General features: G+C 69.6%; 27 protein-coding genes. All 27 read left to right on the top strand.

The genetic code is table 11. From position 1 onward, the window contains the following. Positions 1–21: 21 nt before the first annotated feature. Positions 22–369, top strand: coding sequence for a hypothetical protein (locus AC1RRS_RS22460; RefSeq protein ID WP_492857105.1), 348 nt, complete (start codon positions 22–24; stop codon positions 367–369). A gap of 104 nt (positions 370–473) precedes the next feature. After that, positions 474–740 carry a flagellar biosynthesis protein FliQ gene (gene fliQ / locus AC1RRS_RS22455; protein ID WP_492857104.1) on the top strand — a complete coding sequence of 89 codons (267 nt, stop codon included), beginning with the start codon at positions 474–476 and terminating at the stop codon, positions 738–740. A gap of 3 nt (positions 741–743) precedes the next feature. Then, positions 744–1505, top strand: coding sequence for a flagellar biosynthetic protein FliR (locus tag AC1RRS_RS22450; protein WP_492857103.1), 762 nt, complete (start codon positions 744–746; stop codon positions 1503–1505). Position 1506: 1 nt separating this feature from the next. Beyond that, a complete protein-coding gene (locus AC1RRS_RS22445) occupies positions 1507–2583 on the top strand; it encodes an EscU/YscU/HrcU family type III secretion system export apparatus switch protein (protein ID WP_492857102.1) in 1077 nt (358 codons plus the stop codon). A 3-nt stretch (positions 2584–2586) separates the two neighbouring features. After that, a complete protein-coding gene (locus AC1RRS_RS22440) occupies positions 2587–4617 on the top strand; it encodes a flagellar biosynthesis protein FlhA (RefSeq protein WP_492857101.1) in 2031 nt (676 codons plus the stop codon). Positions 4618–4719: 102 nt separating this feature from the next. Continuing rightward, entirely contained in the window at positions 4720–5409 is a 690-nt protein-coding gene (locus tag AC1RRS_RS22435; protein WP_492857100.1) for a flagellar hook-basal body protein, read from the top strand. 3 nt (positions 5410–5412) lie between these two features. Further along, on the top strand, positions 5413–6159 hold the full coding sequence (locus AC1RRS_RS22430; protein ID WP_492857099.1) for a flagellar hook-basal body protein: 747 nt from the start codon (positions 5413–5415) through the stop codon (positions 6157–6159). Next, positions 6159–6845, top strand: coding sequence for a hypothetical protein (locus AC1RRS_RS22425; protein ID WP_492857098.1), 687 nt, complete (start codon positions 6159–6161; stop codon positions 6843–6845). Before AC1RRS_RS22430 ends, AC1RRS_RS22425 begins: the two co-directional genes overlap by 1 nt. Beyond that, positions 6842–7441 carry a flagellar basal body L-ring protein FlgH gene (locus AC1RRS_RS22420; RefSeq protein ID WP_492857097.1) on the top strand — a complete coding sequence of 200 codons (600 nt, stop codon included), beginning with the start codon at positions 6842–6844 and terminating at the stop codon, positions 7439–7441. The genes AC1RRS_RS22425 and AC1RRS_RS22420 overlap by 4 nt, the downstream gene beginning before the upstream one ends. Then, positions 7441–8577: a flagellar basal body P-ring protein FlgI gene (locus AC1RRS_RS22415; protein WP_492857096.1), complete on the top strand. Its 1137-nt coding sequence runs from the start codon at positions 7441–7443 to the stop codon at positions 8575–8577. Before AC1RRS_RS22420 ends, AC1RRS_RS22415 begins: the two co-directional genes overlap by 1 nt. 9 nt (positions 8578–8586) lie before the next feature. After that, positions 8587–8919 carry a flagellar basal body rod protein FlgB gene (locus AC1RRS_RS22410; RefSeq protein WP_492857095.1) on the top strand — a complete coding sequence of 111 codons (333 nt, stop codon included), beginning with the start codon at positions 8587–8589 and terminating at the stop codon, positions 8917–8919. A 2-nt stretch (positions 8920–8921) separates the two neighbouring features. Next, complete coding sequence (gene flgC / locus AC1RRS_RS22405) at positions 8922–9341, top strand: flagellar basal body rod protein FlgC (protein WP_492857094.1); 420 nt, start codon at positions 8922–8924, stop codon at positions 9339–9341. Beyond that, positions 9341–9667, top strand: coding sequence for a flagellar hook-basal body complex protein FliE (gene fliE, locus AC1RRS_RS22400; RefSeq protein ID WP_492857093.1), 327 nt, complete (start codon positions 9341–9343; stop codon positions 9665–9667). The genes flgC and fliE overlap by 1 nt, the downstream gene beginning before the upstream one ends. Before the next feature lie 49 nt (positions 9668–9716). After that, entirely contained in the window at positions 9717–10940 is a 1224-nt protein-coding gene (gene fliF, locus AC1RRS_RS22395) for a flagellar basal-body MS-ring/collar protein FliF (protein WP_492857092.1), read from the top strand. Beyond that, on the top strand, positions 10921–11325 hold the full coding sequence (locus tag AC1RRS_RS22390; protein ID WP_492857091.1) for a hypothetical protein: 405 nt from the start codon (positions 10921–10923) through the stop codon (positions 11323–11325). The genes fliF and AC1RRS_RS22390 overlap by 20 nt, the downstream gene beginning before the upstream one ends. Then, positions 11322–12020: a FliH/SctL family protein gene (locus AC1RRS_RS22385; RefSeq protein ID WP_492857090.1), complete on the top strand. Its 699-nt coding sequence runs from the start codon at positions 11322–11324 to the stop codon at positions 12018–12020. Before AC1RRS_RS22390 ends, AC1RRS_RS22385 begins: the two co-directional genes overlap by 4 nt. After that, complete coding sequence (locus AC1RRS_RS22380) at positions 12017–13333, top strand: FliI/YscN family ATPase (protein WP_492857089.1); 1317 nt, start codon at positions 12017–12019, stop codon at positions 13331–13333. The genes AC1RRS_RS22385 and AC1RRS_RS22380 overlap by 4 nt, the downstream gene beginning before the upstream one ends. Continuing rightward, positions 13333–13782: a hypothetical protein gene (locus tag AC1RRS_RS22375; protein WP_492857088.1), complete on the top strand. Its 450-nt coding sequence runs from the start codon at positions 13333–13335 to the stop codon at positions 13780–13782. Before AC1RRS_RS22380 ends, AC1RRS_RS22375 begins: the two co-directional genes overlap by 1 nt. Beyond that, positions 13779–14498: a hypothetical protein gene (locus tag AC1RRS_RS22370; RefSeq protein ID WP_492857087.1), complete on the top strand. Its 720-nt coding sequence runs from the start codon at positions 13779–13781 to the stop codon at positions 14496–14498. The genes AC1RRS_RS22375 and AC1RRS_RS22370 overlap by 4 nt, the downstream gene beginning before the upstream one ends. Continuing rightward, positions 14479–14874 carry a flagellar hook capping FlgD N-terminal domain-containing protein gene (locus AC1RRS_RS22365; protein WP_492857086.1) on the top strand — a complete coding sequence of 132 codons (396 nt, stop codon included), beginning with the start codon at positions 14479–14481 and terminating at the stop codon, positions 14872–14874. Before AC1RRS_RS22370 ends, AC1RRS_RS22365 begins: the two co-directional genes overlap by 20 nt. 11 nt (positions 14875–14885) lie before the next feature. Next, positions 14886–16076, top strand: a complete 1191-nt coding sequence (locus AC1RRS_RS22360; RefSeq protein ID WP_492857085.1) for a flagellar hook protein FlgE — start codon at positions 14886–14888, stop codon at positions 16074–16076. Continuing rightward, positions 16073–16840, top strand: coding sequence for a FliM/FliN family flagellar motor C-terminal domain-containing protein (locus AC1RRS_RS22355; protein WP_492857084.1), 768 nt, complete (start codon positions 16073–16075; stop codon positions 16838–16840). The genes AC1RRS_RS22360 and AC1RRS_RS22355 overlap by 4 nt, the downstream gene beginning before the upstream one ends. Before the next feature lie 3 nt (positions 16841–16843). Next, positions 16844–17149 carry a FliM/FliN family flagellar motor switch protein gene (locus AC1RRS_RS22350; protein ID WP_492857083.1) on the top strand — a complete coding sequence of 102 codons (306 nt, stop codon included), beginning with the start codon at positions 16844–16846 and terminating at the stop codon, positions 17147–17149. Further along, complete coding sequence (locus AC1RRS_RS22345) at positions 17146–17553, top strand: flagellar biosynthetic protein FliO (protein ID WP_492857082.1); 408 nt, start codon at positions 17146–17148, stop codon at positions 17551–17553. The genes AC1RRS_RS22350 and AC1RRS_RS22345 overlap by 4 nt, the downstream gene beginning before the upstream one ends. Continuing rightward, positions 17550–18341, top strand: a complete 792-nt coding sequence (gene fliP, locus AC1RRS_RS22340; RefSeq protein ID WP_492857081.1) for a flagellar type III secretion system pore protein FliP — start codon at positions 17550–17552, stop codon at positions 18339–18341. The genes AC1RRS_RS22345 and fliP overlap by 4 nt, the downstream gene beginning before the upstream one ends. Further along, on the top strand, positions 18338–19102 hold the full coding sequence (locus tag AC1RRS_RS22335; protein WP_492857080.1) for a sigma-70 family RNA polymerase sigma factor: 765 nt from the start codon (positions 18338–18340) through the stop codon (positions 19100–19102). The genes fliP and AC1RRS_RS22335 overlap by 4 nt, the downstream gene beginning before the upstream one ends. Positions 19103–19110: 8 nt before the next feature. Beyond that, the gene (locus AC1RRS_RS22330) at positions 19111–19665 is read left to right on the top strand and encodes a tetratricopeptide repeat protein (protein ID WP_492857079.1); all 555 of its coding nucleotides are present in this window, start codon (positions 19111–19113) and stop codon (positions 19663–19665) included. Positions 19666–19727: the final 62 nt, after the last annotated feature.

Here is a 19727-nt window from a genome sequence, read left to right as displayed (position 1 = left end):
GGCTCTGGACGCGAAGCGCTCGTGGAACCCATCTCCAACATCGACGGCCTCGTGGCCCTGCTGCGGCGGCGGCTGCAGGCGCGGGCGGCCGGAACGGCGGGCAAGGCGCGTGCGACGCGCTCCACCACGCGGGACGCCGCCATGATCGAGGGCGTCTACGCCCTCGCCGCCGTGCGCGACGTGGATGATCGACAGCTGGGCCGCGCCTTGATCGAGGCGGTCCTGGCCGAAGGCTTCGGAAGCGAGCTTCTGAACGAGGCCAAGTTCCAGCAGGTGGTCGAGCGCGTGGTCGAAACGCTGGAGGGCGAACCCCGCTCGGCCGTGCTGCTGCAAAGAGCGATCCAGGACCTGAGATCCGGAATTCGATAGACCCGGTTGCGGCCCGCGCCGCATGAGCTCGCCCACGCGTTGCGGTTGCCCCTTGTTCCACACGTCCGCTTGTGGGAGGTCAGGCGACGGGCGGGTGAGTGACGATGAGCGCCGATCAGGCTCTGGAATTGATGAAGCTGCTGTTCTGGAACAGCGCCGTGGTCTCGGCGCCGGTCCTGATCGCGGCCCTGGTGGTGGGACTGTTGATCAGCGTCCTGCAGGTGGCCACCCAGTTGCAGGAGGCCACGCTGGGCTACGTGCCCAAGCTGATCGTCGCCGTGCTGGTGCTGATGGCGCTGGGCGGCTGGATGATGGGCCGCATCACCAGCTTCGCCACCCACCTGATCCAGATGATCCCCTCGCTCGTCTAGGCCATGACGTTCGAAACCCTGATCCGATGGGTGGTGACCAGCCTGCTTCTCGGCCTGCGGATCGGGCCGGTGTTCGCCATGGCGCCGCCGTTCACCCTCACGCGGACCCCGGCGCTCTTTCGCGTGTTCCTGGGCCTTGGCCTGGCCGGCGTCCTGGCCTCGTCCCTGCCCCAGGACCAATGGGCCTCGGCGCTCGGGGCCGGCGACCTGCTGACGGCCGGGGCGCGCGAGCTGCTGCTCGGCGCCATCTTCGTCCTGGCGTTCCAGGTGATGTTCGCGGGCCTCTACCTGGCCGGCCGAACCGTCGACATCCAGGCCGGCTACGGCCTGGCGATGCTGATCGATCCCACCACGCGGGGGCAGACGCCCCTGGTCGGCGCGCTGCTGGCCTACGCGGCCGGCGCGGTGTTCTTCGCCATGGACGGGCACATCGAACTGCTGCGCCTGCTGCGGGCCTCCGTCGAGGCCGTCCCGCTGGGGACGGGACAGGCGCCCCACAGCCTGCGGCCGCTGACCACCTTCATGTCCGTGGTGTTCATGACCAGCTTCGGCGTCGTGGCGACGGCGGTGCTGGCCCTGTTCGTCGCCGATCTCGCCATCGCCCTGATGTCGCGGACCATGCCGCAGATGAACGTCCTGATCCTGGGGCTGCAGGTGAAGACCCTGCTGCTGCTGCTGGTCCTGCCCATCATGATCGGCTCGGTGGGGGCCCTGCTCGCCCGCCTGGCGACCCTGACGCTCGAAGCCATTCCGGGCCTGCTCTAGGATGGAGAACACCGAACAGAACCGCTCGGAGAAGCCCACCCCCTTCAAGCTGAAGAAGGCGCGCGAGAAGGGATCGGTCGCGCGGAGCATGGACCTGAGCTTCCTGACCGGCTCGTTCGCCCTGCTGGCCTATCTCTGGATCGGCGGCGACACCCTGTGGGTTCAGATCTCGCGGGCGGCCGAGCGAGCCCTGGTCGCCGCGCCGAACGTTTCGGCCAGCGGCCACGAGATCATGATCGTCACCGCCGGCGTCCTGACCTCGATGTTCCGGCCCCTGGCCTTCCTGTGCGCGACCACCTTCCTGGTCGTGGGACTGTTCGAGGTGGCGCAGACCGGCTTCGTGTTCTCCACCCAGCCCCTGAAACCCGACTTCTCGAAACTCAGCCCCGCCAAGGGCTTCAAGCGGGTGTTCTCGGTGCGCACCCTCATCGAGACGGCCAAGACCCTGCTGAAGCTGGCCGTCTATGCGGCGCTCGTCGCCATCGTGCTCCGCATCGCCTGGGCGGTGGAGGGCCCCGCCGCGACCGACGCCGCCCGGCTGGTCCAGGCGATGGGACACATGGGCCTGCGGTTGCTGACCTTCTTCGTCGGCGCGGCCCTCGCCTTCGCCATCCTCGACCAGTGGCTGGTGCGCCGCGAATTCCTCAAGCAGATGCGCATGAGCCGCCGCGAACTGCGCCGCGAGTCCCGCGATCGCGAAGGCGAACCGCGCATCAAGCAAAGGCGCCGGCAGCTGCACGGCGAATTCGTCAAGATGAGCCAGAGCCTGCGCAACCTGCGCGGGGCCGATGTGCTGCTGACCAACCCGACCCATTTCGCCGTGGCGTTGCGATACGATCCGCGCAGCATGGAAGCGCCGATCGTCGTCTCGCTGGGCGCCCACCAGTTCGCCCAACGGCTCAAGGCGCTGGCCTTCAGCTACGGCGTACCGATCGTGCCGGACCCGCCCCTCGCCCGGGCCCTCTATAGCAGCTGCCAGCTGCGGCAGGCCGTGCCGGCCGACTATTACGGTCCCGTCTCCAGGATCTACATGACGCTGCGCGAGCGCCAGCGTGAGCAACCCGCCAGAGAACTATAGTCCATGCTCCAGCGTATCATCAGCAAGAACAAGGACCTCTACCTGGTCGGCGGGGTGGTGGCGATCCTGCTCATCCTGTTCACGCCCATCCCGGCGGTGCTGCTGGACCTGTTCATCATCACCAACTTCTCGCTCGGCCTGACGATCCTGCTGCTGACCTTCTACGTCGCCAAGCCGGTGTCGTTCTCGACCTTCCCGTCGCTTCTGCTGGTGGCCACGCTCTATCGCCTGGCGCTGAACGTCGCGGCGACGCGGCTGATCCTGACCCAGGGCCATGCGGGCCAGGTGATCGACGCGGTCGGCGCCTTCGCGGTGCAGGGCAGCTACGTCGTCGGCCTGGTGGTGTTCTTCATCCTGGTCGTCGTCCAGTACGTGGTCGTCACCTCCGGCGCCCAGCGGGTGTCGGAAGTCGCCGCGCGCTTCGTCCTGGACTCGGTCCCCGGCCAGCAGATGAGCATCGACGCCGACCTCAACATGGGCCTTATCGACCAGCACGAGGCCAAGCGCCGCCGCAAGGAACTGGAAAAGGAAGCCGCCTTCTACGGGGCGATGGACGGGGCCAGCAAGTTCGTCAAGGGCGACGCGGTGGCCGGCGTCATCATCCTGCTGATCAACATCTTCGCCGGCTGGTTCATCGGCGTCGCCCAGATGGGCATGGGCTGGACCGAGGCCCTGCAGACCTTCACCCTGCTGACGATCGGCGACGGCATCGTCACCCAGGTGCCGGCCCTGATCATCTCGGTGGCCACGGGCATCATCGTCACGCGCTCTTCGGCCGACGGCCAACTGAGCGGCGAGGTGTTCAACCAGCTCTCGTCGATCCCCAAGATCCCGTTGATCGTCCTGGGCGCCCTGCTGGTGCTCCTGGCCCTGCCGGGCATGCCCAAGTGGCCGCTGCTGATCCTGATCGCCGTGCTGGGCGCCGTGTGGTTCGCGTCGCGCAAGAAGCGCCCGGAGGACCTGATGGGCGCCAGCATCGAGAGCCCCGCCGACGAAGCCGCCGCCGCGGAAAGCCGCGCGCCAGCGCCGATCGAAGTATTGCTCGGCCGCGAGCTCGGACAGCACTGGCAATCGATGAAGCCCCTGCTCAGCGACCGGATCACCACACTGCGTCGCCAGCAGGAGAAGGCGACGGGCTTCGCATTCCCCGCCGTCCTCTTCCAGGACGGCGCGCAGCTGGACCCCTACGCCTACGAGATCGTGCTGTCGGGCTCGCGCCACGCCCACGGCAAGCTGTTTCCGCAGCAGACGCTGGCGATCGGCACGGGGCCGGCCAAGCCGCCCCTGACGGGCGTGGAGGCGCGCGACCCCGCTTTCGGCCTGCCCGGCGTCTGGATCGACGCCGACCAGCGCGACCACGCCCAGGACTCCGGCTACACCCTGGTCGATCCGGTGACGGTGATGATGACCCACCTCGGGGAGGTCCTGCGCGTCGAGATGCCGTCGCTGCTGACGCGAACCGACGTCGTGCAGATCCTGGAAGGCGTCCGGACGCGCCAGCCGGGCCTCGTCGAAGAATTGGTCCCCGCTCTGATGACGGTTTCCGACATCCAGAGGATCTTGCAGAACCTGCTCGCCGAAAGCGTCTCCATCCGCAACGTCGACCTGATCGCCGAGGCGCTGGTCGACGTGGCGCGCACCACCAAGGACCATGCCGAACTGACCGAACTGGTGCGGCAGAAACTCAGCCACGGCATCTGCCACGATCTGCGCGGCGCCAACGAGCAACTGGCCGTGCTCAGCCTCAATCCCCGCGTCGAGGCTCAAATCGCCGAAAGCGTGCGGCGCAGCGACGGCAAGAGCGGCTTCGTGATCGACCCTCGCCTGGCCGAGCAACTGATGCGCAAATTGATCCCGATGGTCGATGCGATGATGCAACAGAATCTAGCGCCGGTGCTGCTGTGCGGCCACGAAGTCCGCCGCCACCTGCGCACATTCACCCGCCGCGCCGTGCCTCGCCTGTCGATCGTTTCGGTCAACGAAATCCCGCATACCATCGACCTGAAGTCGTTCGACGTCGTCAACCTCGACTGACGCCGCCTCAGGCGCTACCGATCATTACATTGCTGAAAAATATCGACACAAATCTTCCAATTGCGCCTTCCTGTGGTTGAGGCCTTTTGCTAGCCATGCCTTATGGGGCAGTACATTGATTTCGTATCGAGCATTCTAGGGCAGTCGCAACGTCGCGCTGAGATCGTTGCCCAGAATCTCGCGAATCTGACGACGCCCGGCTACAAGCGGCGCGTCGATTTCGCCTCCCTGATGGGAGCTGACGGAACCCTCCAGACGGCCAGCGGCACCGATTTTTCCGTCGGCAAGCCCGTCGTGACCGACAACCCCTACGATCTGAGCCTTGGCGCCGAGGGCTTCTTCGCGGTGCGGACCGCCGACACGGTTCTCTACACCCGGCAGGGCCAGTTCAAGCGCGCCGAAGACGGCCGCCTGCTCACCGTCCAGGGCCACGCCCTGCAGCTTCAGGGCGGCGGCGACGTCATCGTCCGCAGCAACGCGTTCAAGGTCAGCGCCGACGGCGTGGTGCTCGACGACGGCCAGCCGGTCGGACGTCTGGCCATCGTGGACGCCGCCGACCGCTCGCGTTTCGTCCGCGCCGAAGGCGGCTTGTTCTCCGCCCCCGCGGACGCCCTCGCCGAGGTCGAAAGTCCGGTCGTGCGCCAGGGCGTGCTCGAAGCCTCGAACGTCAACAGCGGCGACGAGATGATCGCCGTCATGGAAGCGTTGCGCCGCGCCGAGAGCGGGCAGCGGCTGGCGAACGTCTACGACGACCTCATGGGCCGCGCGATCACGACTTTTGGACAGGTCTAGAGCATGAACGGGGCATTCTACATCGCCGCCACCGGGCTTCGGGCCCAGCAGGGCGCGCTCGACGTCACCGCCAACAATATCGCCAACCTCAACACCTCGGGCTTCAAACGCGCGACCGTGCGGTTCTCCGAACTGGTCGCCTCCAATCCGCTGGCGACGGAAGGCGCTCCTCCCTCGGGCGTGTCCTCCGGCGGCGTCGAGCGCGTCTTCACGCAAGGCGACCTTCGCGAGACCGGCGGGTCCATGGACCTGGCGATCCGCGGCGAAGGCTTCATCGAACTGATGGCGCCCTCCGGCCGCAGCGTGCTGTGGCGCGGCGGGACCCTGAAGGTCGGCGAGGACGGCTTTCTCGCCGCCTCGAACGGCATGTCGCTGCGCGGCATGATCGCCGCCCCGACCGGCGCGCACGACTTCCTGATCAGCGCGGACGGCAAGGTGACCGCCCTGCTCGACGACCAGACCCGCAGCGAGATCGGCCGCATCGACCTGACGATGGTGCGCGATCCCGAGGCCCTCTCGGCCGTCGGCGAAGGCGTCTACGAACTGGCCGACGGCGGTCGGGCGACCACGGTCGCCCCCGGCGAAGAGGGCGCCGGCCTTCTCGTCCAGGGGTCGGTCGAAGCCTCCAACGTGCAGATCTCCGACGAGATGGTGACGCTGTTGCTGACCCAGCGGGCCTATGCGGCCAACGCCCAGGTCGTGCAGGCCGGGGACCAGCTGATGGCGATCGCCAACGGCCTGAAACGCTAGTGCCCCTCGCCTGGAGCCTTCTCGCCACGGCGATCCTGCCAGCCCTCGCCTCGCCCGCGCCCGACGCGCCGCGCCTGGTGGAGATCGAGGGCCCGGTCGTACGGCTGGGCGACGTGGCGGACCTGTCCGGCCTGCGGCCCGACCTGCGCGCGCGCGCCGCGCAAACGCCGATCCTGGCCCTGCGCCCCGGCGCGAGCGCGACGCTGACCGCCGAGCAGATCCAGGCGTACGGACGGCGGCGGATGCCCCTGCTGGCCGCCTGGCGGTCCAGCGAAACCGCCGGGGTCGTGGTGCGCCGTACGACGGGCGCGCCGTCGCTCCAGACTTCCGCCGCATGCGTGCGCCCCCTCCACGCGATCGATCGCGACCAGATCCTGACCGCCGCGGACTTCACCGACGCGGCCTGCGCCGTCGACGCGCCTCGGACGGCTTGGCGCTATGACCGCGCCGCCCAGGCCTTGCGCGCCGATCGCGACCTGGCGACCAGCGACACCCTCGCCGCCCCGCCCGCCAGCCTGCTGGCCGCCGTGCGCCCGGGCCAGACCGTCCGTGTCACCGCGCGGATCGGCGCCGTCACGGTCGAGCGCGACGCCCAGGCGGTGCAGGCCGCGCGCGCGGGCCGACCGCTCTTCGTCAAGGCCGGCGGCGGGATCTTCGCCGTCGCCGCCGTGGAGCAAGATCAATGATCCTCCCCGCCCAGGCCGCGAGGCGCGCCGCCGTCATGGCCCTGGCCATCGCGATCGCGCCGATCGGTGCGGCCGTCGCGTCCGACCTCTACAAGCCCGGCAACTGGTCGGCGATGGCCTCCGACCGTCACGCCGAGCAGGTCGGCGACACCCTGACCGTGGTGATCTACGAAAGCTCGAGCGCCTCGAACACCGCCCAGACCGGCGCGCGCAAGACCCACCGGCTGTCCGGCGAAGCCGGAACAGGAAGCGGCGCCGGCAAGAGCGCGCACCTGAACCTCGGCGGCGAATACGACGGCTCGGGCCAGACCGGTCGCTCGGGCAAGCTGCTGGCCCAGATCAGCGTGACCGTCGATGCGGTCCTGCCCAACGGCGACCTGCATGTCGCCGGCGAACAGGTCCTGAACATCAATGGCGACCGCACCTTCATCCGCCTGAAGGGGCGCGCCCGGCGCAGCGACATTTCCGGCGACAATGCGATCGTCTCCTCGCGGCTGGCCGACGTGATGATCGACTACGACGGCTCGGGCTTCGTGGCCCGCACCGGCAAGCCCGGCGCGGCCGCGCGGATCTTCAACTGGCTGGGCCTGCTGTGATGCGCCGTCCGCTCGCCCTCCTCGTCGCCGTCTTCGCCCTGGCCGCGGCCACGGCCGCCGCGCCCGCCCGGGCCGAGGACGTGCGCGTAAAGGACATCGGCCGCTTCCAGGGCTGGCGCGACAACGCCCTCGTCGGCTACGGCGTCGTCATCGGCCTGTCGGGCTCGGGCGACTCCCCGCGCAGCGAAGTCACCCGCCAGGCCCTGAAGAACGTGCTGGGACGCCTGGGCGTCAACGTGACGCCGGACCAGGTGCAGAGCCGCAACGTCGCGGCGGTGATGGTGACCGCCACCTTGCCGCCGTCGGCCAATGTCGGCGACCGCATCGACGTCACCGTCTCCTCGATCGGCGACGCCCGCAGCCTGGTGGGCGGCACCCTGCTGATGACCCCGCTCGTCGGTCCCGACCAGAAGAGCTACGCCCTGGCCCAGGGACAGCTGGTCGTCGGGGGATACCGTTTCGACTCCGACCTCAACCGCCAGCAGAAGAACTACCCCACCTCGGGGATCATGCCGGCCGGCGCCACGGTCGAGGCGGCCGTCGACGCCCACCTGCTGGGAGCGGACGGGACCCTCACCTTCATCCTCAAGGATCCGGACTTCACCACCGCCGAGCGCGTGGCCGACGCGATCAACCAGGCCCTGGGAAGCGGCGTGGCCTCGGTGCGCGACGCCGACGCCGTGTCGATCGCGGCCCAGGCCGACCGCGCCCGCCTCTATCGGCTGATCACGCGGGTCGAAAACGTCCGGGTCAATCCGGACGCCCAGGCGCGCGTGGTGATCAACGAGCGTTCGGGCACGGTGGTGGCCGGCGGCGGCGTGCGGATCTCCAGCGTGGTGATCTCGCAGGGGGACGTGCGCGTCTCGGTGACCGCCGAGAACCAGGCCTCGCAGCCGGTCTACGGCTACACCTACGGCGCCGGCGGCGAAGGGGGCGGCGTACGCAGCCTGATCGTCACCAACACCAAGCTCGAAGTGGCCGAATCCAAGGACGCGGTCGTGCAGTTTCCCGACACGACGGTCGCCGACCTCGTGCAGGGCCTGACGCGCGCCCACGTCGACACGCGGTCCACCATCGCCATCCTCCAGGCCATCAAGGCGGCTGGAGCGCTGCATGCCGACATCCTGGTTCAATAGGAGCGCGCCGTGAGTTCCCTTTCGAGCATCGTCGCGCTGAAGGCTCTGGACGGGCTTTCCCGTCGCGCGGTCGTCACCGCCGAGAACATCGCCAACGCGGGAACGGCGAACTACCGCCCCCGGCGGGTGAGCTTTGAACAGGCCCTGGCCAGCGCCGCAGGTAGCGGCGCGCCGGCCGTGCTGGCGGTCGAACCGTCGGTCGAGGCCTCGGTCGAGCCGCAGGTCCGGCTGGACCTGGAAATGTCGACGGCCAGCACCACCCAGATGCGCTACGCGGCGCTGATCGAGGTGCTGAACCGGCAGGCCCAGCTGCGGGCCCTGTCGATCAAGGGGAGCCTCTGACCATGCAGGCCATGGAAATCAGCCGCACCGGCCTGGACGTCGAATGGCGACGGCTCGAGATCATCGCCGAGAACCTGGCCAACGCCAACACCGCCCGCACGGCGACGGGCGAGCCCTATCGGGCGATGCGTCTGGTGTCGGGGCCGCGGCAGGGCTTCGCCGACATGCTCAAGGCCGGCGAGACCCCCGCGGACGGCGTGATGGTCTATGGCGTCGAGCCGATCAACGCCCCGGCTCGGCGCGTGTACGAGCCGGCCAATCCGCAGGCCGACACCGACGGCTACGTCTCCTATCCCGGCTACGACCACGCGGGCGAAATGACCCTGATGCTGAAAACCTCCAGGGCCTACGAGGCCAATCTCGTCGCGCTGGGCGCGGCGCGGCAGATGTACGCCAAGGCCATGGAACTGGGACGCCGCTGATGAGCATCGTACCGATCCAGGCCCTGGACGCCGCCGCGGTCGATCCCGTTCTCGCCCGCGCCATGGCGCCGATGACGCCCGCGCCGGCCGTCTCGCGCGCCCCCGAAACCTCGTTCAGCCAGCTGATGGCCGACGGCGTCGATGGGGTGAACCGCAAGCTGCTCGCCGCCGAGGACATGGCCACGGCCTTCGCCCTCGACGACAGCGTGCCGCTGCACCAGGTCACCTATGCGCTGGAAGAGGCCCGTCTGTCGTTCGAACTGGCCCTGCAGGTCCGCGCCAGGCTGGTCGAGGCCTACCAGGACCTCTCGAAGATGCAGCTCTAGACGTCGATGACGCGCGCCGCCCTCTCCTCTCCCCGGACTTCGTCCTAGCATGACGCCGCTCGAACAGTTCCGAACCGCTTCCCCGACCCGCCAGGTGGCCATCGTGGCCACCGGCGTCGTGCTGCTGTGCGCCGTCTTCTTCGCCGTCTACTGGCTGGTGCTCCGCAAGCCCTACGGCTTGCTGTTCACCAATCTGCGCGACATGGACGCCGCCACCATCGTAGGCGAGCTCGACAAGAAGAAGATCCCCTACAAGCTGGCCGATCACGGCGCCACGATCCTGGTGCCCGAGGATCAGGTCGACGGCGCGCGCCTGGACGTGATGAGCCAGGACCTGCCGCTCAAGGGCATGGTCGGCTTCGAGCTGTTCAACAAGTCCGACATGGGGCTGACCGAGTTCGCCCAGAAGATCAACTATCAGCGGGCTCTGCAGGGCGAGCTGGCGCGCACGATCATGACCCTGGACGGGATCGAGACCGCGCGCGTCCACCTGTCCCTGGCCGAGCAGACGATCTTTCGCGGAGACCGCCAGCCGGCCAAGGCCTCGGTGACCCTCGCGCCGCGAACCGGCCGGATCCTGACGCCGGCGACGATCCGCGGCGTCCAGCGCTTGGTCGCCGCCGCCGTCACCGACCTGAAGGCGTCGGACGTCGTCGTCCTCGACGGCGAAGGCCAGATCGTCAGCGCCGAGCCCTCCGCCCAGCTCGACACCGGGTCCACGGCCGCGGAAACCGACCTCTCGGCCCGGGTCCGGCGCGCCCTGTCGAGCCTGCTGCCCGACGGCCGCTTCCAGGTGGTCGTCCTGGCGGGCAAGGCCATCGTCCCCGACGCCCAGACCGTGCCCGGCGCCCGCTCGGGCGTGCGTGTCGACATCACGCTGGAGGCCCCGGCGAGCCCCGAGCTTCAGCTCCGCGCCAAGGCCCTGGCCGAGGCGGCGATCGGCGCCGATCCCACGGCGGGCGACCTGGTGACCGTGTCGGCCTCTGATCAGCCGCTGGCGCCGGTCGTGGCCGAGCCGACGGCGCCGGCCCTCGCCCCCGCCATCCCAGCCGTCGCGCCCCCGCCCCCGACGGCGGCGCGGTCGGAAACGCCGTTCAGCGGCGTCGTGACGGTCTATGCGGTCGTCCTGCTGGTCGCCTTGCTGGCCGTGGCCTTCCTGCTCCACGCCCGTCGCCCTGGCCGCCGTCTGAGCGCGCGCGAACAGGAAGCCTATGCCCGTCGCCTGGCGGCGCTGTTGGATGAGAGGGACGCCGTTGCGACCTCAGGTATCTGACCGGGCCTTCCGCAGGCTCGTCGCCGAACTGGCCCAGGCCGCCCCCGAAGACGTTCGGGGCGTACTGGATCAGCTCGCCCCGTCCCACCGGGATGAGGTTCGGGCCCTGCTCGCCGCCTATGACGGCGCGCCCGTGGAAACCGTCCGTCCACGCACGGCCGAACAGGCCAAACCATCGGGCCTGTCCCCCTGGCTGGAGGCTCGGGCCCGGAGCGCAGGTCCGAACCTCGGCTTCTCCATGACCCCGACGGCGACGGTCGCCTTGCGCGGCTGCATCCCCGCGCTCGGCGACGAGGCGCGCCCGTCGCCGCGGCCGCGCGCGCCGACGCCTGGTCGCGCCAACGGCCTCGATGGCCTGCTGGCCCGCCTGCGGGGGCGACGATGAGCATCATCAAGTCCTCGCAGTCCGATCAGGCCGCGCGGGCGGTGCGCCCGCTATCGGCGCCCCGTTCGGCGACGCCGGTCGATCCCAAGCTCGCCGCCCTGGCCGAAGAGCTGAGCCAGGCCCAGGCGCAAGGCGCCGCCCTCGCCGCCGAACTGGCGGATCGCGACACCCGGATCGGACGCTTGGACGAGCAGCTGGCCGAAGCCGTTCGGCAAGCCCGCGCCGAGGGGCGCGAGGCTGGGCTTCGGGAAGCCGAGGATGACGGCGCGCGCCGGTTCGAACGCCTGGACAAGACCCTCGACGCCGCCCTGAACCGCTTCGCCGTCGAGACCGAGCGGATGGAGCAGCTGGCCGTGGCCCTGGCCGCCGAGGGCCTGCGCAAGATCATCGGCGACGTCGAGGTCCACCACGACCTGCTGGCCCGGACGATCCGCCACCATGTCGATGCGATCGCCGGCGCAACGGTCATAGAAGTGGCGGTCTCCCGCGACGACTTCGCCGATCCGGAGGCTCTCGCGCGCCTGGCCAGCGGGGTCGATCGCTCCGAACTGCGGCTGGTCGCCTCCCCCGACCTGGCCTCGGGCGACTGCCAGCTGCGGCTCAAGCTCGGCGCCATGGAGATCGGCGTCGATCGCCAATGGGAGCGGCTGAACGCCCTGTTCGCCGATCTCGGCGCGCGGAGCGCCGCCGAATGATCGAGCACGCCTTCCTGGACGCGGTCCGCGCGGTCGACCTGGTGGTCCGCACCGGACGCGTGCGCCGCATTCGCTCCACCTACATCGAGGCGGACGGGCCCAACCTGCCGATGGGAGGGCTGTGCGAGATCGAGACCACGGCGAAGAACCGCGTCAGCCTGGCCGAGGTGGTCGGCGTCAACGAGGACAGCGTCGTGCTGGCGCCGTTCGACGACGCGGCGGCGACCTTTTCGGGCGCGCGAGTGACGGCCGCTTCGGCCCAGTCCGACGGCGCGCCGGTCGGCGACGCCTTCCTCGGGCGGGCGGTCGACGCCCTCGCCCGTCCGATCGACGGCCGTGGCCCCGTAGCCGCCACCGCGCGCGGACGCCTCGACGGCGAGGTCGCCGCGCCGATGCAGCGGACCTCGCCCAAGCGGGTGTTCGAGACCGGCGTGCGCGCCATCGACGGCCTTCTGACCCTGGCCCGCGGCCAGCGGGTCGGCATCTTCGCCGCCGCCGGCGTTGGCAAGACGACCCTGATGACCCAGATCGCGCGGCAGGTCGGCGTCGACCGCTGCGTCATCTGCCTGGTCGGCGAGCGCGGCCGCGAGGTCGAGGCGTTCTGGCGCGGCCTGCCTGCGCAGGCCAAGGCGCGCTCGACCCTGGTGGCCGCGACCTCGGACCAGAGCGCGGCCATGCGCGCCCGCGCCGGCCGCTACGCCCTGGCCCTGGCGGAGCATTGGCGGGCCCAGGGGCACGACGTGCTGCTGTTCATCGACTCGGCGACGCGCCTGGCCATGGCCTTGCGCGAGATCGGGTTGGCGGCCGGCGAGCCGCCGACCATTCGCGCCTATACGCCCAGCGTGTTCGCCGCCATTCCCAGGATCGTCGAGCGTTGCGGCGCGGTAGCCGGCGGCGGCTCGATCACGGCGATCATGACCGTGCTGAGCGAAACCGACGACATCGACGACCCGATCGCCGAAATGATGAAGTCGCTGCTCGACGGCCACATCCTGCTGTCGCGCGACCTGGCCGAGCAAGGTCGGTATCCGGCGATCGACGTGCCGCGCAGCATCAGTCGCCTCGCCGGCGCGGTGGCCGAACCCACCGCCCGCGCCGCGGCGACGCGGGCCGTCGAGGCGCTCAGCACCTACGAGACCTCGCGCACCCTGATCGAGACCGGCATGTACGTGCGCGGCGCCAACGCCGACATCGACCGGGCGCTCGAGCTTCGACCGGCGCTGCTCGACTATCTGAGACAGGCCGAGGACGAGCGCACGCCCTATTCGACCGCCTGCGAGCGACTGGTCTCTCTGATCGGAGCGAGGGCCTGATGGCGCGACGCGATCAGCCCGAGCGACTGCGCCAGATCGGCCGCGTGCGGGCGCTGCAGAGCCAGGTCGCCGAAGCCGCCGCCGCCCGCGCCGCCGCCGACCTCGACGAGGCCCGCGCGCGTCGCGACCGTGGCGACGAGCGCCTGGCCGATGAACAGGGCCGCTGGGCGGCCGCCCTGGCCGCCCCGTCGATGGCGCTGGAGGTGATCGGCGCCTGGAGTGCTTCGATCGACCTCGCGCGCGCCGAACTGGGCGTCCTGGAGACGCGCCTTTGCGACGCCGGCGATGTCGCCGACGCCCGCTCGAAGGCCTGGCGCGTCGCCCTGGCCAAGGAACGCCAGGCCCAGCGGGTCGAACGCTCGGCCGCGCGCCGGGCGCGGCGCGCCAGGGAGGAGGCCCAGCTGGCCGACGCCGCCGACCGTACGACGCAGAGGAGCGTCGGCCGATGAAGATCGCCGCGACCGCCCCTCCCCTGCTCGTTTCCCGAAGCGCGCCGACACTGCGCGCCGACCTGCCGACGGGCGCGTTCGAGGCCTTGCTGCGCGGCGCCGACCAGCCGCGCGGTTTCGACGACCTGGGCATGTTCGGCCGCCGTCCCGAAGTCGTCGAGGCCGCCGACCGCGCGGACGAGCCCCTGGCTCCGTCCGACCAGTCGGCCGCCCCCGTGAGCGACGGCGAGACCGCGCTCTCTGCGACGCCCCGGGCGCAGGCCGCACCCCCGTCGACGCCTGACGGCTTCGCCTCCGGCGTGGCCCATATCGTCCTGCGGGAAACCGCGGAAGCCGCGCCACCGACGACGCTTGGTCCTTCGGCGCTCGCCGCTCATGCCGATGGCCCCATCGAGATCTTCGTCCACCCGGCCGCCGCCCTGGCCGAGACCGCCGAAGGTCCAGAAGCGACCGCCGCGCCGCCCGCCAGGCCCGACGCCCGGCCGCCGGCCGGCTCGAACCTCAGCGTGGTGGTCGCCGATCAGCCGGACGGCCTGCGGGTGGCCATCGGCGGCCTGTCGCTCGCCCCGTCGGCGCTGGATCGCCTGCGGCGCAAGATCGCCGAACTGGCGGCCGAACTGGGTTTTGCCCTGTCGGAGCTCTCGCTGAACGGCGAGACCCTCGATCCTTCCTTCCCTCTGGCCCTTGGAGACGTCCATGGCGACCGAGTCCGTTAGTTCCGTGAGCTCGTCGGCCGCCTACGGCCTCGATTTTCAGTCCCTTCTGAAGATCATCCTGACCCAGCTGACCTATCAGGATCCGCTGAAGCCCGTGGACAACTTCCAGTTCGTCTCGCAGCTGGCGCAGTTCTCGCAGCTCCAGCAGAGCCAGACGCTCAACGACCAGATCACCAACCTGCTCTCCGCCCAGGCGGCCAACCAGGCGGTCAGCCTCCTGGGCCGCACGGTCGACGTCGTCAGCGACGTGACGACCCAGTCGGGCGTGGTCCAGTCGGTCTCATTCAGCAACGGTCAGCCCTTGGCGACGATCAAGACGTCCGACGGCGCGATCATCTCCAGCATCTCGATCGCCGACATCACCCAAGTCCGTTAGGAGCCCATCAAATGCTTGGATCCATCTACGTCGGACTGAGCGGCATGAACGCCTTCTCCAAAGGCCTTCAGACCATCAGCAACAACGTCGCCAACATGAACACCCTCGGTTTCAAGGCGACGAAGGCGAGCTTCGCCGACTCGTTCAACAGCGGCGGCGGCTGGCTGGGCTCGGCCAGCGGTCTGGCCTACGCGCAAAGCGGGACCGGCGTTCACGTCGGCCTGCCGCAGATCGACTTCAAGCAGGGCGAGCTGCGCACCTCGACGGGCGAGCTCGACCTGGCGATCGATGGCGGCGGCTTCCTGATGCTGCTGGAAGGCTCGCAAACCTACTACACCCGCACAGGGCAGTTCGTGGTCGACGACTCCGGCTACATCACCCTCTCCGGCACGGACCGCCGGCTGGCCGTGATCGGCGCCGACGGCAAGCCGGCCCCGCTCGACATCGACGGCGACCGCGTCGATCCGCCGGCCGCGACCACCAAGATCGCCTTCTCCGGCAACATCTCGTCGACCGGAACCGAAGCCACGGTCTCCAGCATCAACGTCTACGACTCCGCCGGGGCCAAGCAGGTCTGGCAGGTGAAGCTGACGCCGGTCACCTCGGCCACAGGCCAGTGGACGGCGACGGTGACCGACCAGAACGGCAAGACGATGGGAACCTCCACGATCATGTTCACCGGCGGCATCGTCGACTCGACCAGCGCCACCATGACGATCACCGACACCCCGGCGGGCGCCGATCCGCTTTCGGTGGTGCTCGACTTCTCCGTCGGGGTGACCTCGTATTCCTCCGGCACGACCTCCTCGCTGCGCGCCGACTCGGTGGACGGCTCGGCCTCGGGCGCCTTGAGCTCCGTCGGCGTCGACGCCGACGGCAAGATCAAGCTGTCCTACGACAACGGCGAGACCAAGCTCCTGGGAGCGGTCGCCATGGTCGACTTCCGTGACCCGGACAAGCTGAAGCAGATCGGCGACGGCCTGTTCGAGTACGCCGGATCGAACATCCCCTACGTCACCAGCAGCGGCGCGGCCGGCGTCGGCAAGCTGGTGTCCAAACAGTTGGAAGCGTCCAACGTCGACCTGTCGGCCGAGTTCGGCGAGCTGATCCTGATCCAGCGCGGCTTCCAGGCCGCCTCGCAGGTGGTCAGCATCTCCAACGACATGATCCAGCAGCTGTTCGGCGTCCGAGGTCAGGGGTGAGCTCAAGGCCTCGCCCCTGGGCGCCGCCCGGCGGCGCTTCGGACCCGCGTATCGTCGCCAGGACGGCGACGGTCGTCGAGGGCTGGGCGGCGCGCTGGTTCGGCCAGCGCCGCATGGTGGTTTCCGGCTGGCGCGCGTCTCCCGCCGCCGACCGCGCCGCACCCGAAGGCGACTGGCGTGTTCCCCGCACAGCCGTCGCCGCCCATTGCCCCGCTCGCGGCAAGACCCGGCTGCTGGAATGGGCGCTGGACGTCAGTTTCGAGCAGGACACGCCCAGCCCGGCGGATCACCGCGTCCTCGACGCGTTCTTCGACAAGGCCGTCGACGATCTGGTCGGCGCGCTGGAGGAGACCCTGGGCGTTTCGGGCCAGGAACCGTCCCGCGGCGGCGGCGAGCGGCTGACGCTCGACCTCGCGGACGCCAACGGCCTGAAGCTGCTGTCGCTGGCGGCGCCGCTCTCGGTCTTCGTGGCCTTGCGCAAGGCCCTGGCCGGGCCGCCGGCCGCGCCGCGCGCGCCGCTGACGCCGATCCTGACCGCCGCGGCCGATGCCGAAGTCACGCTGGACGTGGTGCTGGGCCGGGCCCGGGCCGGACTGGCGGACGTGCGGGGCTTGGCGGCCGGCGACGTCCTCGTCCTCGCCACGCCGCTGGCCGGCGAGCTCCTGTTGACCGCCCCCAGCGGCGCTGTCGCCGGGGCCCGGCTCGTCGAACATGAGGGTCGGAGAGCCCTGACCCTGCAGTCCATTGTAAAAGAGCGTGTTTGAGTCATGACAACCCGATCCAAGCCTGCGGATACGCAACCGGAAACGGGGGCCGACGGTCCGCTCCTGGCGGGGCTGGACGCGGCCATCTTCAAGGACGTCCAGGTCGACCTGGAAGCCAAGCTCGGCCAGGTCACCCTGTCGATCGCCACCTTGATGGGCCTGCGGCCCGGCGCGGTGCTCGAACTCGACGCCAAGCTCAACGACCTGATCGAACTGCGGCTCAACCAGGCGGTCGTCGCGCGCGGCGAGATCGTCGCCGTCGACGACCATTTCGGCGTGCGCATCACCGAGATCGCGAAGGCCACATGAAGCTCGGGCGATTTCTGTCGCTCGGCTCGACGACCGTGGTCCTGTGGACCGCCAGCGGCCCGGCGATCGCGCAGAAGCTCGGCCAGGCGACCAGCGCCGGCGACGTGTCGATCTGGCGCGTGCTGGGCGCCCTGCTCTTGTGCCTGGTTCTGGCGGTGGCCGGCGCCTACGCCCTGCGCCATCGCCTGCGAGGGTCGGGCGTCCCAGCCCTGGGGCGGGCCTTCGCGCCCGTCGATCGGCGGCTGAAGCTGGTCGAAACCGTTCGCCTCAGCCACCAGACCGACATCTGCCTGATGCGCTGCGACGACGCCGACTTCGTGATCGCCGCGACGGCCCAGGGCGTGATCCTGCTGTCGAAGCCCGTCGATGTTGCGGCCCCGGTCCAGCCGGAGACGCAGGCATGACCCGTTTCGCCTTCCTGCCGTGGCTGCTCGCGCTCGTCCTGGCGCTCACGGCTAGCCTGGCGATCCCCGCCGGCGTGGCGCACGCCCAGTCGGTCCCCGCCCAGGCCGCGGCCGCCCTGTCGTCCCGCGCCAAGGCCGTCAACCAGGCCGACCAGCCGGCCCGCACCTCCGAAGTGCTGCGCACGGCCCTGCTGCTGACCGTCGCGGCCCTGATCCCGGCGATCGTCATCTGCATGACCCCGTTCGTGCGCATCGTCGTCGTGCTGTCGATGATCCGCCACGCCTTCGGGATGCCCGAGACCCCGCCCAACCAGGTTCTGGTCAGCCTCGCCCTGTTCCTGACCGCGTTCACGATGATGCCGACCCTGACGACGGTGAACGACGTGGCGTTCAAGCCCTTCATGGACGGTTCGATCTCGGTGCAGCAGGCGATGGACCGGGGCGCCGAACCGATGCGCCAGTTCATGCTGCGCCAGGTTCACGACCAGGACATCGCCGCGGTCTACCGCATGGGCAAGAAGGCGCTGCCAGAGCGGGCCGCCGACGTCGGACTGATGGAACTGACCTCGGCCTTCATGCTCAATGAGCTGCGCGTCTCGTTCAAGATCGGCTTCGTCATCCTGCTGCCGTTCCTGCTGATCGATCTGGTGGTGTCGAGCATCCTGCTGGCCTTGGGCATGCTGATGGTGCCGCCTTCCACGCTCTCCCTGCCGATCAAGGTGTTGATGTTCGTGCTGATCGACGGTTGGTCGCTCGTGCTCGAGAACGTGGTTGGAAGCTTTCGGTGATCCTGGGGCCGCGAGCCCGAAGCGCGGACATGCCGTCTGACGGCGAGGAGGCCGCGCTCTGGGCGGAATTTCGAAACACCGGATCGACCGCCGCGCGCGAAGCGCTGTTCGCCGCCTACACGCCGTTCGCGCGCAGGCTGGCCCGACGCCATGCGCTCGACCGCAGAACGGGCGACATCGAGTTCGGCGATCTGCTGCAGCTGGCCTATGCGGGCCTGCTGGAAGCCATCGACCGTTTCGATCCCGAGCGGGGCTCCCCTTTCACCGGATATGCTTCACGCCGGGTGTCCGGCAGCATACGCGACGGGATCGCCAAGATGAGCGAGATGCGCGAGCAGATCTCGTTCCGCAATCGCGTCCGCTACGAGCGCGCCCGTTCGATGGTCAGCGGCGACGTCGACGCCCTGACCTCGACCGAGGTCATGGACGAGCTGATCGACGCCGCGCTGGGCCTGGCCCTGGGCTTCATGCTCGAAGGCACCTCGCTCTACGTGGCCGATCAGGAAGCCGATCCGCACCCGAACGCCTATGACAGCCTCGTCTGGCGAGAGACCCAGCAACGGGCGCGGGCCGAGATCGCGCAGTTGCCGCCCCGCGAGCAGTTCATCATCACCCGGCACTATCTCGACGGCATGACCTTCGAGCAGATCGCCGCGGTGCTGGGGGTCAGCAAAGGACGAGTATCCCAGCTGCACCGGGCGGCGCTGATGCTGATGAAAAAGCGAATGTTGAATTCCCAGGACTTCAGGCTGAGACGATAGGAAGACCCATGACCTCTCAAACATGCCCCCCCGCCCTGCTGAGCAGCCTGTTGGAGGTGCTCGGCCAGGACGATCAACTCGGCCTGGAGCGCCTGGACATCCTGCTGAACGACTATGGCGGCGACGCCCGGCTGCACTTCCTGCGCGGGTCGGTCCTGGCCGGGCTGAAGCGCTACGAAGCCGCGATCGCGGCGATCGGCAAGGCGGTGGAGATCGCTCCGGACTTCGTGCCCGCCCGCTTCCAGCTGGGCTTCCTGCACTACACTTCCGGCGACGCCCAGGCCGCCGAGCGGGTCTGGCTGCCGCTGGCGGACCTGCCGGCCGACACGCCTCCGCGGCTGTTCGCCCAAGGCCTGGGCCAACTGGCGCGCGACGAGATCGACGCCGGGATCGCCACCCTGGAGCGGGGCATCGCCCTCAATCACGAAAACGCGCCGATGAACGCCGACATGCGCCTTCTGATCGAGACGATCCGAACTCAGCTGGCCGGCGCGCAGGACGAGCCGCTGTCATCGACGCAGCTTCTGCTCCAGCGCTTCGACGGCTCCGGCCTCAAGCACTAGGCGCTTTTCTGCGGATCGCCGGAAGAAATCGCTAAACGGATTTTTCCAGGTCCGGACCCTTA

It is taken from the genome of Caulobacter sp. GW821-FHT12A07 (assembly GCF_058807655.1).
This window is presented reverse-complemented; position numbering and strand designations above follow the sequence as displayed.

Coding starts and splice junctions, on each gene's coding strand:
- AC1RRS_RS22435 (WP_492857100.1), top strand. CDS start 4,720: ATGGGGCAGTACATTGATTTCGTATCGAGCATTCTAGGGCAGTCGCAA.
- AC1RRS_RS22440 (WP_492857101.1), top strand. CDS start 2,587: ATGCTCCAGCGTATCATCAGCAAGAACAAGGACCTCTACCTGGTCGGC.
- AC1RRS_RS22380 (WP_492857089.1), top strand. CDS start 12,017: ATGATCGAGCACGCCTTCCTGGACGCGGTCCGCGCGGTCGACCTGGTG.
- AC1RRS_RS22360 (WP_492857085.1), top strand. CDS start 14,886: ATGCTTGGATCCATCTACGTCGGACTGAGCGGCATGAACGCCTTCTCC.
- fliF (WP_492857092.1), top strand. CDS start 9,717: ATGACGCCGCTCGAACAGTTCCGAACCGCTTCCCCGACCCGCCAGGTG.
- AC1RRS_RS22370 (WP_492857087.1), top strand. CDS start 13,779: ATGAAGATCGCCGCGACCGCCCCTCCCCTGCTCGTTTCCCGAAGCGCG.
- flgC (WP_492857094.1), top strand. CDS start 8,922: ATGCAGGCCATGGAAATCAGCCGCACCGGCCTGGACGTCGAATGGCGA.
- AC1RRS_RS22450 (WP_492857103.1), top strand. CDS start 744: ATGACGTTCGAAACCCTGATCCGATGGGTGGTGACCAGCCTGCTTCTC.
- AC1RRS_RS22420 (WP_492857097.1), top strand. CDS start 6,842: ATGATCCTCCCCGCCCAGGCCGCGAGGCGCGCCGCCGTCATGGCCCTG.
- fliE (WP_492857093.1), top strand. CDS start 9,341: ATGAGCATCGTACCGATCCAGGCCCTGGACGCCGCCGCGGTCGATCCC.
- AC1RRS_RS22430 (WP_492857099.1), top strand. CDS start 5,413: ATGAACGGGGCATTCTACATCGCCGCCACCGGGCTTCGGGCCCAGCAG.
- fliQ (WP_492857104.1), top strand. CDS start 474: ATGAGCGCCGATCAGGCTCTGGAATTGATGAAGCTGCTGTTCTGGAAC.
- fliP (WP_492857081.1), top strand. CDS start 17,550: ATGACCCGTTTCGCCTTCCTGCCGTGGCTGCTCGCGCTCGTCCTGGCG.
- AC1RRS_RS22375 (WP_492857088.1), top strand. CDS start 13,333: ATGGCGCGACGCGATCAGCCCGAGCGACTGCGCCAGATCGGCCGCGTG.
- AC1RRS_RS22345 (WP_492857082.1), top strand. CDS start 17,146: ATGAAGCTCGGGCGATTTCTGTCGCTCGGCTCGACGACCGTGGTCCTG.
- AC1RRS_RS22365 (WP_492857086.1), top strand. CDS start 14,479: ATGGCGACCGAGTCCGTTAGTTCCGTGAGCTCGTCGGCCGCCTACGGC.
- AC1RRS_RS22385 (WP_492857090.1), top strand. CDS start 11,322: ATGAGCATCATCAAGTCCTCGCAGTCCGATCAGGCCGCGCGGGCGGTG.
- AC1RRS_RS22330 (WP_492857079.1), top strand. CDS start 19,111: ATGACCTCTCAAACATGCCCCCCCGCCCTGCTGAGCAGCCTGTTGGAG.
- AC1RRS_RS22445 (WP_492857102.1), top strand. CDS start 1,507: ATGGAGAACACCGAACAGAACCGCTCGGAGAAGCCCACCCCCTTCAAG.
- AC1RRS_RS22415 (WP_492857096.1), top strand. CDS start 7,441: ATGCGCCGTCCGCTCGCCCTCCTCGTCGCCGTCTTCGCCCTGGCCGCG.
- AC1RRS_RS22350 (WP_492857083.1), top strand. CDS start 16,844: ATGACAACCCGATCCAAGCCTGCGGATACGCAACCGGAAACGGGGGCC.